A 13,552-nucleotide genomic window follows, 5' to 3' on the forward strand; every position below is an offset into this window, starting at 1 on the left:
CTTGGGCTTTTAAGAAGCTTCTTGGAAAATTCTGCCACCAGGTAACTGGCTAAAATATTGTTTTAAAGCATCCAAACAGCGGTGAATTTTCATCGGTTGCTGTTCACGCTTTAAAGTAACTGCACTTAGCGTGAAAGTTGGTAGTTTCCATTCAGGAAGCACTTCAACCAAAGTACCGTTCATCAATTCTTTTTGTACATCTAAATAAAGAATACGTGCAATCCCATGTCCGTGTTGGCACAATGATTTTGCAACAAATACGTTATTTGTTTGAAGACGATGCTTCATTTCTAAATTTACAACTTCACCTGTTGCACTATGCTGAAATGAAAAATGTTGATAATTTTTCATAATATTCACAGGAATCAAATCATGATTCTGTAAATCTTCAGGTCGTGAAATGGGCACAGTCTGATTTAAGTAGCTTGGCGATGCGACTAAGATTTGATCTACTCTCGCAAGTGGCGTACAACTTAAATTATTCGCATCTTCCATTTTAGAAGACATACGAATTGCAATATCTATGCGTTCCTCGATTAAATCGATATATTGGTTATCCGCTTCAAAATGAACCATCAAACCACGATGCGCAGACATCCAATGTGATAATGCAGGCACAACATGTGTGGCACCTATTTCCGGGGTGGTCGCTATGCGCAAATCACCGACTAAATCGTCTCGCAACTCATTAATACGGATTTTTCCACGCTCAGCCGCAGCGAGCATTTCTTGACAGCTGTGGAAAAAAGCTTGACCAGCTTCAGTTAGACTCAGCTTTCGTGTAGAACGATGTAGAAGTGTAACTTCCATCTCTTGTTCTAAAGATCTAATTTGCTGACTAACCGCACTAGTTGTAATGCCAAGATCACGCGCGGCACCACTAAAAGAGCTTTTTTCAACAACACAAGCAAAGACACCCATTGCTCGAAGTTGATCTAACATAAATTTCCCTCTGAAATTATGAGCTGCTTCACATTTTTTATTTAAAGCAACTCATTGTATTATACGAAGAAAATTACATTTTGCATTAAAATATTTAATTTATTGGTAAAATATTTGCAGGATTGATAGGTTTTCCGTCCAAACGCACTTGGAATTCCAGCATTGTGCTTGTCGCACCAGAAGATCCCATCTCTGCAATCTTCTGTCCTGCGGTCACATTTTGACCACTTTTTACCAACATTTTACTATTATGTGCATATGCAGTAATGTAACCATCAATATGTTTCACCAAGACAAGGTTACCATATTCTTTCAATCCATCTGCAGCATAAACTACCTGTCCATCTGCTGCAGCAAAGATAGGATCGCCTTGATTTCCACCAAAACGCAATCCCTTAATATTATTCGCAAGATTATAACTTGCAATCACAGGTCCTGTAGACGGTTTAACCCATCTTAAACGAGTAGATTGTACTGTCGTTGTTGTTTGAGCTGGCACTGTTGTGACAGACGGTACTTTTGTTGTTACAGACGGTGATGTTGTCGTTTGCTGCGTCGGCAACTTAATGGTTTGGCGTTGAATTTGTGGCTCATTGTTTGTCAAAGCTTTGGTTGTTGAACGGTTAGCATTCGCCCCACCCTTTTTCAAACGCAATGACTGTCCAACATAAATTCGATATGGCGCAGCAATATCATTCATTTCAGCCACACTTAAATAACTCAAACCGTAACGCATAGCGATGCCGCTAAGCGTATCACCCGAACGTACAGTATAATAGTCTGGTGCAACTGCATAACGTGTTGGATTATTAATCTGTGGCTTCGATGCACAACCAGTAACAAGTATTGTAGAAGTAATGGCAACTGAGGATAAAATGATTTTTACCCATCGCTTAGGCATTTGAATATAAAGCTTTGATCGAGCCAAAAGCATTGATTTCCCTCTCTACAATCTTAAATTTAAAAATATTTGCTTAAGATTAGCAAAAAACACACTTATTTCACTGTTTCGCAGTGCTTTTTCACAAACTTATAACACTCACACATCAAAATGACTATGTGAGAGCTGAGATTGTAAAGTTTCCAAGATTCCATAGTTGGTCGCATCCATTTGAATCGGTGTGATACTGACAAAACCATTGGCGATAGCAAAAAAATCTGACTGGATATGCTGTAAGTTCTTTTTAGGGTCTGTAACCGCCTCGCCTGCCAACCCAATCCAATACACTTGACGACCACGCGGATCAACCTGACTGGTGATTGGTTTTGACTGTACCCGTCGCCCTTGATAGGTAATCTGAGCGCCCTGAATTTCAGCAACATCTGGGATATTAATATTTAAAATATGTCGCGGTGGTAGCTGTGGTAGTCCTTGAGCAATAAATGTGTAAACCCACTGTGCTGCTTGTGCATAATCATCAGCACGCTCATAAGCCCGAACATTGCTACCTGCTAATGACACCGCGATTGCAGGTAACGTCATCAAACGCCCCTCAAATGCAGCACCTACTGTTCCAGAATAAAGTACGTCATCTCCTAGATTCGCTCCGCTGTTGATACCACTGACCACCAAATCAAACTCAAAATCAAATAAACCATTCATTGATAAATAAACACAATCAGCAGGAGTGCCATTGACTGCCCACATATCTGGAGCAACTTGGATCGGACGTAATGGTCGATCTAAGGTTAAGGCGCTAGAATAACCGCTACGTTCACTTTCAGGTGCAACAATTACAACACGTCCTAGCGGTCTTAATGCTTTTGCTAAAGCTTGGATACCTGGTGCAAATACACCATCGTCATTGGCAATTAAAATATTCACTCAAAAACTTCTCTTAATAACAGTATTGATTCATGATTTCTTTATCTAACAATGTATCAATTCATTTTAAAACATACACTAAATTGTATAACACTCAATGCTTATGACTTAAAGTCTCCATTCCTACAAATCTGTTGTTAAAAAGAAATCCTTCTTGAAATTATAGACCAAGTCATTTGACGCTCTCACTTAAAGCAATTAATTTCTCAATCAGTTCATTTTAAAAATATCAAGTCTCGCCACATTCAGGTTATCAACTTATTCATATACATCTTCTAAAGGTTATCTTGATACCCTTTAATCAATTACCACCCTATTTCACATAAATTATGTCATGACTGTTGAGTAATTTAATACAAATTTATTCAGCAATTATATATAGTTAATCACTCAACTTTAAATTAAATTTGTGACTAAAAAGATGATTACACGTTCTCTTACTCGTACAATTTCTATTGCATTCATCACACTTTGCACACACACTGCATTTGCAGAAGGCTTAACCACTCAAGAGGCTGATCTCTTAGCCAAAGAAGATATTGCAGCTACACAGGTACTTGCTGAAGTCTGCCCGTCACTGATTGGAAATAATGCTACATTCCAAAGTAAGATTGATACATTAACTCAAACTTTATTGAAAGATTTATCTAAAACAACGACTTTAGATCAACTTAAACAAGATCCTGAATATCAATCAGTTTTTAAAGAAGCACAAGCAAATGCCAAAGAAGTAGACCAAGCCGAACACAAAGCTGTCTGTAATGATGTACTTGAACTCAAGCACTAAAAATAAAAATGAGGATAAGAGATGTTAAAAGCATTTTTTTAACATCTTTTTAAAATATTCTTTTGCGAAAAATTCAAATAAATCTACAACATCAATACATTTTATCTATATTTTTGACTGTTTTTACGTTTACTCTATGCCTCTTGTTAAGAGAAATAATTGATTAGGTCCATCATGCGTATGACTTTAAAAATGCTTACATTAAGCCTTGTTTCAGCCAGTGGTTTATTTATGACTCATGCTTTTGCAGCACCTAAAGACGCAGCTTCGCATGAACAGAATATTGAAGTCACACAACAACAAGTCTCTAAAGAAGAACTTGCCGCAATTTATGTACTTTCTGATATTTGCCCGAGCTTGATTAAAACTGATGCTGCATTTGAAAAAGGTTTCAATCACTTATTGAAAGATTACATGCCAAATGACAAGAACCCGAAAGAAACTTTAAAAACTTTAGCCAAACAAAAGGATTTTCAACGTGCTTTGAAAGAAGCCAAAGCTGATGCCAAGAAAGCTGGAGATACTGAAAATACTGCGATTTGTAACGACATTAGTCGCTACGGTGCATAATCGTGGTGCAATTTATTAGACAAATAATGAAATAGTTACAATAAGTAAGAAATAAGCCGACTTTCTGTATAGAAGTCGGCTTTGCTTTGTCCTAAAATGCTAGCCTGTTTGTGCTCATATAACGATTGGAACGACCTAGAATGACCCCAAAAAGCGCCATTGCTGCATTATTACTTTTACCTTCATTTTCTTATGCAGCAACCGTCTTAACAACTCCGCCAGAATTAAATAATAAATCTTACGTCTTAATGGACTATGAGACAGGTCAAATTCTTGCTTCGAAGAATGAAAATGAAAAACTAGCACCTGCTTCGATGACCAAAATGATGACCAGTTACATCATTGAGCAAAAACTCCTCAAAGGTGAACTGACTGAAAATGAAAAAGTTCGCATGAATGAGTCCGCTTGGTGTCGAGGAAGTAGCACTGAATCTTGTATGTATGTTCCGCTCAATGGTACTGCAACAGTTTTAGAAATGTTACGCGGTATTATTATCCAATCGGGTAATGATGCTTCCAAAGCGATGGCTGAACACATTTCTGGCAATGAAGGTTCATTTGCTTATGTCATGAACCAAGAAGCTAAACGTGTCGGCATGACCAATACTCACTTCATCAATGCAACAGGTATGCCTGCTGACGGTCATTACTCCACTGCAAAAGATATGGCTGTTTTAGCCAAACATATCATTCATGACAGCTCAAAATACTACCCAATTTATTCTGAAAAAGAATTTACCTTTAATGGTATCAAACAAGGTAACCGCAATGCCTTACTTTATACCGACCCAAGTGTGGATGGTTTAAAAACAGGTCACACCAATGAAGCTGGTTTCTGTTTAACCACTTCTTCTAAACGTGGTCCAATGCGTTTGATTTCTGTTATTTTTGGTGCCCCATCAATGAATGAGCGTGCCAATCAAACACGCTCACTGCTTTCTTGGGGATATTCAAACTTTGAAACTGTGAGTGTTCATCCTGCAAATCAAGTTCTTGCTAAAGCTAAAGTTTATTTTGGTAAAGAAAATGATGTACAAATTGGTTTAGCTGAAAACTTCAATGTGACTATGCCAAAAGGTCAGGCAAATGCGATCAAAACACAAGTCACAGTTCAACCAAACTTGAATGCACCATTAAAACAAGGTCAGGTTGTCGGTAAACTTACGGCAACATTGGATGGCAAAGTTATTGCTGAAAAACCTTTAGTAGCATTAAAAGCAGTGGAAGAAGCAGGTTTCTTCTCTCGATTGATTGATCACATCAAAATGTTCTTTAGCAACTTATTTTAATTTATTTGTGAAAGTCTAATTCAACTTTACTGATTAGACTAAAGCACAGGCATCCTGATCGAAGATTAGGATGCCTTTTTATTTTATACTGTGATGACGGTTTTTAAGTTTTAAGCTTTGATAAGGACGCCAACATGAAAAAGAATATTCGTACGTATTTACAACATCATCCTAAAATTGACTCGACCTGCTACATTGATGATTTATCTGTGATAATCGGTGAAGTCAGTTTAGCTGAAAATGTTTCGGTATGGCCTTTTGCTGTAATTCGTGGTGATGTTAACCGCATTAAAATTGGTCGAAATTCCAATGTGCAAGACCATTGCATGCTACACGTCAGCCATAAAAATGATGCAAAACCAAATGGCTCTCCATTGATCATTGGTGAAGATGTCACTATTGGACATCATGTAACCTTACATGGCTGTCAAATAGGCAATCGAGTTCTTGTTGGAATCAACAGTATTGTGCTGGATGATGTGATCATCGAAGATGACGTAATGATTGGTGCAGGCTCATTGGTTCCACCACGTAAACGCTTAGAAAGCGGCTATTTATATGTAGGCAGTCCTGTACAAAAAGTGCGCCCATTAACAGACAAAGAAAAAGAATTTTTACCTTATTCTGCAAGGCATTATGTGAAAGTAGCGAACAATTATATTGATGAATTGAATCAAAACTAAACCAAGCCTCATGCTTTATTAAAAGATTTATATTTTTAATAAAGCAAAATTTGAAATTTAATTGAGTGAGTATGATTGCTCTAGGCGTCTATTTAAAAGATTTCAAAATGAAAATAATATTCACAGTTGGATGGGTTATCACAATGATCACAGTAATGTTAAGTTGAGTATAAATAAGTTCTATTTTCTAAATGCTCTTTTAAGTTCCTGAAAACACTTGGCTAAAGTGCCCATCAATGACCTCTATTACTGGACAAAAATCGCTTAGAGACCGAGAACTAAAAATGAGAAAGATAGAAATCTTATTCGAAATAAGATCATACTATTCATCTGTGACTTCAATTTGTTCAAGATTTAAATCATCCCAAATCTGATGTTCAGATAAATAAATCCCAGCATCTTTAAAAAGATTATCCATATCCCTTAAAGCGCTTTGTTTTAAGCTAAGTTGATTCTCTAAAAAGCCAATCATAGTTTGTGTTTGTATGTGTAAAATACCTTATTTTGCCCTAACTATAAGCTCTACTTGCGCTAAAAATACTTCGTTTTCCAATTCACCAAGCCAATACTTTAGATATTTCATTTTTCCAAAAGCAGGAAATTCTTTGATATTTTTATGTGAAAAAGCATTTCCACCAACTCATAATCGGTTTTAAAAAATTTTAATTTATTACAAGTTTCAAATTTGTAAAGATCAAACTAAATGGGTTTTAATTTCAGCTAAATCAAGTGAAATTAAAACCCAATTTGATCAATATAAAGTGCTTATTCATTCACTTTATAGTATTTACTTAACTCTTCAAACACAGGCGCTTTCACATTATCTTTCACGATATAACGTTTAATTACACCCTGATCTGTATGAATTTCCATAAAGACATTTCCTGAGCCTCTGAAATCAACCATCATATTCACAGGAACTAAAACACTGTTACGTGAACGATTGGCTTTAAATGCAAAATCAATTTCAGTAGGTCCAATCACATTAAATGAATGACTTTTCACCCCATCACTAAATACAACTTTTTCAATATTATATTTGGTGTATGCGCTGTTTAAACTCAGTTTAACTTTTAGAATGTCTTTATGTGCTTCGTTCCATGCCACTGTCACAATCGGGCAAATTTCACTTGGCTGACAGATTAATAAGCCTTGAGTACCCACATTTGAATTCGCATTATTAGGATTTGAAGCACATCCTGCGATAAGCAATGCACTCAAAGGAATGTACCAAAGTTTCTTCATCATGTTTTTTATATCCTATTGGATGCCCAGAAATTGGAATGGTTGAGCGACCTTAAAAGAAGAATTAGCCTTACCTGCATACACTTTCGCTTGGTCAGCACCCAACTCAAGCTTTCTGGTTTGACCATCTTTAAAATCAATCTCCTTTAAGTCTACCCAAAAAACATTAGGTGATACAGCAGATTCAAAGAAATATAGTCCTCGTTTATGATCTACAACGGTTCGCCAGCGTGTAGACGAAATATTCGGCTCCTCTTCAGTATTGAGTCCAAAAGGAACTGAGGTATTACGGATCACACTAAATACGCTGGCTAATGAATGTTCCGGAGAGGCATTTTTAGGGATGGCATTGATATAAAACGATGCTCTTGCAAATCGATCTGCAGCACGATTTGTCCCTGGTAACATCGTTGTTCCACCAATCTGTTTCCAGTAAGTATTCAATGCAAGCTGTTGATCAAAGGTAGGAGAGTTCGTCATGACTTGATATTGACGATTATGATGAATGACTTGCTTACCGCCAATATATTCTATAATGGCGCTGTCACCAGTCGAATCAGAAATAGATAAATGTAGCGTTGCTAAACGTTTCTCTCCTGGCACTTGATCTGTGACAATCATGAATGGCTCTTTTTCTAAGGCTTGTATCGCTTCATTAACTGTTGCGTAGTTATCCAATACATACTGCGCCCATAGTGAAATACTGAGCGGTGGTTTTTTATTGTTTTTTACATCTGGATATTCCGACTCCACCAACCACAGCAAATTTGCCACCAACCCTTTTTCATTAACGCCATCAGTTGTAGAAATATCATACCCAGTAGCCACAACACTGCCATATTTCGATGTCCACTGAATTGACTTTGGTCCAGCCATTCCTGTGCGTTTAACATTATTCGGTAAAATCCATAGATTTGTTCCAACATCGCTTTTCCAATCCATCGAACGTGCTGTCATCACATCATTATTGCCAAGATACACAACACGAGTACATGCAGTTGCCACCTCAACAGCGACCAAAAGCCCTGCTGCAAACAACACTTTTTTTATTGCCTTATTCATGATTAAACCCTCTTAGAAAATTGGTAGATTGATCCCTATTACAGGACCTTGCTGACGAACATCCCAGTGAAAATTATTCGATTTATGATCTTGTTCAAAGTAACGATAGCCTGCGCGTAAATTGAAATTTCGATGAAAAACAGGAATCCGATAACCTAGATATGCATGTGCAACAGTGGTGTTTTCAGTGCCAACTGTGAATTCTGCTGCTAAATTCCAAGGCGAGTCAAAATTGTATTTAAATCGTGATCCCCAAAAAAACTCTGTCCACTTTGCATCTGCTGCCAGTGTTTGATTAAACGCTCCAAGTGTTGCTTCAGCCTGAGTTCGATGTAAACCAAGTGTAGGTTCTACAATAAACTTTGCCTGTTGCTGCGATGTTGTTTCGGTTGAGACATAGGCTTGATAATACACCTCATAACTACTTTGATTGAGCTTAGTGCTCAATGCGATGGGGATATTGATTGCGCTTTTTTCCTGAGATGTTTTAACATACTGATGATCTGCATAAAGCCCCCAGTTGCCTTTACTCAAATCCACATGTCCCATAAAGGATTGATCAAGCGCCTTGACTGTTTCTTTAAATGGCTGATCGATATCGTATTTTATTTTACCCTTTTGGATATTCCCATCCACATCAGCAGTAAATACATAGAGATTAAGATTAAGTTTTACAGGTCCTTGAAATGTATCTGAGAAAGTGTCAGCGAGTGTTGCTTGATTTAAAAGCAAACCGATCAAAAAAAATAAGTATTTGTTTGTTTTCATCAATACCCTCTTTATAGATATTTTTTATCATGTGTTTTAATAAGCATTGCGCTTAAATATGAACCTTAATCACATAAAAAATCAAGGGAATTAAGTATTAAAAAATAAATAATCGAATAAAATTTAGTTTATTCCCACTGACAATACTTTAAAATAAAAATATAAATTAACGACTTACAATAAAAAACTCATGAAAAATATTTTTTACCAACTATAACTCCCTAAAAATAAAATAACTTTTTAATTAATTTTTACAGTGAATTTATAAAATTAAACAATACTCTTGATGACATTCAATGTTCAGCTCATCTCGGTGCTTATATTGAAAAAAGTCATACATTACCCATCAATTGATTCGTCCAATTGGGGTGATATACTTTATCCCATTGCTCAAAGAAAAAGCCTTGAACATAGCCACCAAGCTGAAAATTTTGTAGAATAATGCTTTATCTCCCATGGTGCTGATTATGAGCTCTTGGTCTCCACATGTAACTGTCGCAACTGTTGTTGAAAACGATGGAAAATTCCTGTTTGTAGAAGAACATACAGAAGGTGTTAGTCATACTGTTTTTAACCAGCCTGCTGGACATGTAGAGCGCGATGAAACCATTATTCAAGCTGCTATACGTGAAACAATGGAAGAAACAGGATATGCGATTGAAGTTGATTCTCTAGTTGGCATCTATACCTACACTCCGCCCATGTTTCCAGATCGTACTTATTTTAGATTCTGCTTCTTAGCTCATGTCACAGAATACTTCCCTGATGCTCAACTTGATACTGGAATTGTTGGTCCGCAATGGATGAGCCTTGAAGAATTACTTGATTCTGCACGTGCCAGAAGCCCTCTTGTGATTAAAGCTGTACAAGACGCATTATCTGGGCAAAAATACCCACTTTCGCTCATCTATGAGCACCAAAACTCTCCTTTAATTTCAAACTTGGATGCCTAATCCTATGCAACAACGTGTCATCGTCGGTATGTCTGGTGGTGTAGATTCATCTGTTTCTGCTGCGCTTTTACTTCAACAAGGATATCAAGTTGAAGGTCTTTTCATGAAAAATTGGGAAGAAGATGATGGTACGGAATACTGCACAGCTATGGAAGATCTTGCTGATGCACAAGCGGTCTGTGACAAAATTGGCATCAAATTACATACTGCCAACTTTGCCATGGAATATTGGGATCGTGTTTTTGAACACTTTTTAGCGGAATATGCTGCTGGTCGTACCCCGAATCCAGATATTTTATGCAATAAAGAAATTAAATTTCGTGCCTTCCTCGACCACGCTGTAAGCTTAGGCGCTGATTTTATTGCGACTGGACATTATTGTCGTCGTGGAGAAACAGCGACCAACAGTAAAGGCGATCAATATGCACCTTTACTCCGTGGTGTAGATAATAATAAAGACCAAACTTATTTCCTGCATGCTGTTCATGGTCGTGAAATCAATAAAACATTGTTCCCTGTGGGTGAGATTGAAAAGCCTCAAGTCCGCAAGATTGCTGAAGAACTTGGTTTGGCAACTGCAAAGAAAAAAGATTCAACAGGTATTTGTTTCATTGGTGAACGTCGTTTTAATGACTTCTTAAAACAATATTTACCTGCACAACCGGGAAAAATTGTTTTAGATTCTGGAAAAGAGGTTGGTGATCATCACGGCTTAATGTACTATACGCTCGGTCAACGAGGCGGTATTGGTCTTGGTGGATTAAAAGGTGCCGAAGAAGGCGCTTGGTTTGTTCTACATAAGGACCTTGAAGGCAATCGTTTGGTGGTTGGTCAAGGTCATGAACATCCATTGATGCAAAGCACGATTTTATGGTCAGAAGCGATTGACTGGGTTGCTGGTGAGCAAGAGATTTCTGAATTAGGTTTCCGATGCACGGCAAAAACTCGATACCGTCAACCAGATCAAGCATGTACAATTTATAAAGACAGCAATACACCAAGTGGTGTACGTGTCGAATTTGATGAACCACAACGTGCCGTTACCCCGGGACAAAGTGTTGTTTTTTATGTTGATGAAGTTTGTCTAGGTGGTGGGGTGATTCATCATACCAATGCACCAAAACCAGACTTTATCGAGTCATGATTAAACATTATTTAAAGGAATTTAGGCATGGTTGAGTTGCCCTTTCAACAGCCTCAGACTTTGAATCAACGCCAAAATCGAGCTTTGGCGTTAGCGGCTGTGTTTCAAGCAACACAGCTGACCCATATGACGGCTATGACTGGTCGTCAAAGCATCGGGGAAAGTGGCAATTTTTATTTTGAACAATTAATTAAAGCCAGTCTCAATATACGCCCTTCAGACAATCAGTCTGGTCAAACCTTAGATTTTTTTAATCAATTGGCTGATATCTCTTTAGGTTTAAAGGCATTAGAAAGCAGCATCACTCAGCCCTTTTCCACCTCACCCAAATCCAGAATTCCCAAGTTAGCCAGTGCAAAACTGCCAATGTCATATGCAATGTCATTGTTAGCATTAGAAAAAAAAGTCTATAGCAACCCAAAATTCGTAGAAATTATTCATCAATCTCAGCAAAAAATTTTAAAACAGTTGTCCTTCTTCGATAATAACTACTTACACCCGAGTATTATTGCCAACTTAGCACAAGCATATGTCGACACTGCTGGTCAAATTAATCCAAGAATTTTGGTGCGGGGTAATGCAGAAGCATTTAAAGATACTGCACACACCAATCGTATTCGCGCAAGTTTATTTACAGGTTTACAGATGGCTCACCTATGGCGTCAATTAGGTGGTAGTTCATGGAATATGATCTTTAGCAAACGTAAACTTCTTCAAGATATTCAGGATCTTGCTCGATTACAATATCAGGTTGTGTAATTTGATATTGATCGAGTTTCGGTTTTACACAGGGTCATGTTGATATTTTATAGATGGTTTTAACATTGAGTATTTGTAAAATATAAATATGACCTATATTCCAAAGTTTAAGGAATCTTTATGAACGCTTTAACCGCACTTTCTCCATTAGATGGACGCTATGCAAGTAAATGTGATGCTTTGCGCCCTTTCCTCTCTGAGTTTGGTTTAATCCATGCTCGTGTGACTGTTGAAGTGCGTTGGTTGCAAGCGCTTGCAAACCGTCCTGAAATCACCGAAGTGCCTGCTTTCTCAACTGAAACAAACAATGCTTTAGACGCAATTGTGGCACAATTTTCTGAACAAGATGCAAATCGCATTAAAGAAATCGAGCGCACAACCAACCATGATGTAAAAGCAGTTGAATACTTCCTTAAAGAAAAAATTGCACATATTGATGAACTTAAAAATGCGGGCGAATTCATTCACTTTGCATGTACATCAGAAGACATCAACAACCTTTCTCATGCATTAATGCTAAAAAATGGTCGTGATGTTTTAGTGGCTTCAATGCAACAAATTGTTGATTCAATCGTAGATTTGGCTGAGAAACACGCTGAACAACCGATGTTGTCGCGTACCCATGGTCAAACAGCCAGCCCAACAACTTTGGGTAAAGAAATGGCGAATGTCGCATATCGTTTAGCGCGTCAGATCAAACAATTTAATCAAGTTGAATTGCTCGGTAAAATTAACGGTGCTGTAGGTAACTACAATGCACATTACTCTGCATATCCTGAAATCAACTGGCCTGCACATGCTCAAACTTTTGTTGAGTCATTAGGCTTAACATTCAACCCATATACAACCCAAATCGAACCTCACGATTATATTGCTGAATTATTTGATGCTTTACGTCGCTTCAACACAATTTTGATCGACTTTAACCGTGACGTATGGGGTTATATCTCACTCGGTTTCTTCAAACAACGTTTGAAAGAAGGTGAAGTTGGTTCTTCGACTATGCCACACAAAGTAAACCCGATTGATTTTGAAAACTCTGAAGGTAACTTAGGCATTGCAAATGCGGTATTGGCGCATTTGGGTGAAAAACTTCCTATTTCTCGCTGGCAGCGTGACCTTACTGACTCTACAGTGCTGCGTAACATGGGTGTTGGTTTAGCACAAAGCTTAATCGCATTTGAAGCATGCTTAAAAGGTATTGGTAAACTTGAATTAAATGCTGCTCGTTTAAATGAAGATCTTGATCATGCTCAAGAAGTATTGGCTGAACCAATTCAAACAGTTATGCGTCGTTATGCAGTTGAAAAACCTTATGAAAAATTAAAAGCATTGACGCGTGGTCAAGCAATGACACGCGATATGATGGTCAACTTTGTCAATGGTAATGAGCTTGAAGCTGTACCTGCTGCTGACCGTGCGCGTTTAGCTGAAATGACCCCAGCAACTTATACTGGTAATGCTGCTGATCAAGCGAAGCAAATTAAAGATCTCATCGCTAAAATCTAAGATTTGTAATCCTTTT

15 protein-coding genes are annotated in these 13,552 nt (G+C 37.6%); 8 read left to right on the forward strand and 7 right to left on the reverse strand.

Annotated elements, in window-relative coordinates; translation table 11 throughout:
* Positions 1 to 9 precede the first annotated feature (9 nt).
* The 3 genes from TOL5_RS13160 to surE all read right to left on the reverse strand — a co-directional run bounded on the left by TOL5_RS13160 (position 10) and on the right by surE (position 2,767).
* Complete coding sequence (locus TOL5_RS13160; RefSeq protein ID WP_004831219.1) at positions 10 to 942, reverse strand: LysR family transcriptional regulator; 933 nt, start codon at positions 940 to 942, stop codon at positions 10 to 12.
* Between the two features lie 94 nt (positions 943 to 1,036).
* A complete protein-coding gene (locus TOL5_RS13165) occupies positions 1,037 to 1,876 on the reverse strand; it encodes a peptidoglycan DD-metalloendopeptidase family protein (protein ID WP_151781091.1) in 840 nt (279 codons plus the stop codon).
* Between the two features lie 105 nt (positions 1,877 to 1,981).
* The gene (gene surE / locus TOL5_RS13170) at positions 1,982 to 2,767 is read right to left on the reverse strand and encodes a 5'/3'-nucleotidase SurE (RefSeq protein WP_004831222.1); all 786 of its coding nucleotides are present in this window, start codon (positions 2,765 to 2,767) and stop codon (positions 1,982 to 1,984) included.
* A 421-nt stretch (positions 2,768 to 3,188) separates the two neighbouring features.
* On the opposite strand from surE, the gene TOL5_RS13175 reads away from it, so the two are divergent.
* From TOL5_RS13175 to TOL5_RS13190, 4 genes are all read left to right on the forward strand, one after another.
* A complete protein-coding gene (locus tag TOL5_RS13175) occupies positions 3,189 to 3,554 on the forward strand; it encodes an MCR_0457 family protein (RefSeq protein ID WP_042089920.1) in 366 nt (121 codons plus the stop codon).
* Positions 3,555 to 3,728: 174 nt separating this feature from the next.
* On the forward strand, positions 3,729 to 4,124 hold the full coding sequence (locus TOL5_RS13180) for an MCR_0457 family protein (protein WP_151781092.1): 396 nt from the start codon (positions 3,729 to 3,731) through the stop codon (positions 4,122 to 4,124).
* Between the two features lie 140 nt (positions 4,125 to 4,264).
* A complete protein-coding gene (gene dacC, locus TOL5_RS13185; RefSeq protein WP_004831225.1) occupies positions 4,265 to 5,413 on the forward strand; it encodes a D-alanyl-D-alanine carboxypeptidase PBP5/6 in 1,149 nt (382 codons plus the stop codon).
* A gap of 134 nt (positions 5,414 to 5,547) precedes the next feature.
* A complete protein-coding gene (locus tag TOL5_RS13190) occupies positions 5,548 to 6,096 on the forward strand; it encodes a gamma carbonic anhydrase family protein (protein ID WP_151781093.1) in 549 nt (182 codons plus the stop codon).
* A 322-nt stretch (positions 6,097 to 6,418) separates the two neighbouring features.
* Here TOL5_RS13190 and TOL5_RS13195 read toward each other — a convergent pair whose 3' ends face one another.
* The 4 genes from TOL5_RS13195 to TOL5_RS13210 all read right to left on the reverse strand — a co-directional run bounded on the left by TOL5_RS13195 (position 6,419) and on the right by TOL5_RS13210 (position 9,171).
* Positions 6,419 to 6,568: a hypothetical protein gene (locus tag TOL5_RS13195; protein WP_198114660.1), complete on the reverse strand. Its 150-nt coding sequence runs from the start codon at positions 6,566 to 6,568 to the stop codon at positions 6,419 to 6,421.
* A 293-nt stretch (positions 6,569 to 6,861) separates the two neighbouring features.
* Positions 6,862 to 7,344 carry a hypothetical protein gene (locus TOL5_RS13200; RefSeq protein WP_198114661.1) on the reverse strand — a complete coding sequence of 161 codons (483 nt, stop codon included), beginning with the start codon at positions 7,342 to 7,344 and terminating at the stop codon, positions 6,862 to 6,864.
* A gap of 12 nt (positions 7,345 to 7,356) precedes the next feature.
* Positions 7,357 to 8,403, reverse strand: coding sequence for a linear amide C-N hydrolase (locus tag TOL5_RS13205; protein WP_151781094.1), 1,047 nt, complete (start codon positions 8,401 to 8,403; stop codon positions 7,357 to 7,359).
* Between the two features lie 12 nt (positions 8,404 to 8,415).
* Positions 8,416 to 9,171 (reverse strand): hypothetical protein, encoded by a 756-nt coding sequence (locus tag TOL5_RS13210; RefSeq protein WP_151781095.1) that lies wholly within the window; start codon positions 9,169 to 9,171, stop codon positions 8,416 to 8,418.
* Positions 9,172 to 9,638: 467 nt separating this feature from the next.
* Here TOL5_RS13210 and TOL5_RS13215 point away from each other — a divergent pair, with 467 nt between their 5' ends.
* The 4 genes from TOL5_RS13215 to purB all read left to right on the forward strand — a co-directional run bounded on the left by TOL5_RS13215 (position 9,639) and on the right by purB (position 13,536).
* Positions 9,639 to 10,124, forward strand: a complete 486-nt coding sequence (locus tag TOL5_RS13215) for an NUDIX hydrolase (protein WP_151781096.1) — start codon at positions 9,639 to 9,641, stop codon at positions 10,122 to 10,124.
* Positions 10,125 to 10,128: 4 nt separating this feature from the next.
* Positions 10,129 to 11,268 (forward strand): tRNA 2-thiouridine(34) synthase MnmA, encoded by a 1,140-nt coding sequence (gene mnmA / locus TOL5_RS13220; RefSeq protein WP_151781097.1) that lies wholly within the window; start codon positions 10,129 to 10,131, stop codon positions 11,266 to 11,268.
* 27 nt (positions 11,269 to 11,295) lie between these two features.
* Positions 11,296 to 12,027 (forward strand): high frequency lysogenization protein HflD, encoded by a 732-nt coding sequence (hflD, locus tag TOL5_RS13225; protein ID WP_004831235.1) that lies wholly within the window; start codon positions 11,296 to 11,298, stop codon positions 12,025 to 12,027.
* Between the two features lie 120 nt (positions 12,028 to 12,147).
* Positions 12,148 to 13,536 (forward strand): adenylosuccinate lyase, encoded by a 1,389-nt coding sequence (purB, locus tag TOL5_RS13230; RefSeq protein ID WP_151781098.1) that lies wholly within the window; start codon positions 12,148 to 12,150, stop codon positions 13,534 to 13,536.
* Positions 13,537 to 13,552: the final 16 nt, after the last annotated feature.

It is taken from the genome of Acinetobacter sp. Tol 5, assembly GCF_019702905.1.
In the GTDB taxonomy this organism is placed as follows: domain Bacteria; phylum Pseudomonadota; class Gammaproteobacteria; order Pseudomonadales; family Moraxellaceae; genus Acinetobacter; species Acinetobacter bereziniae.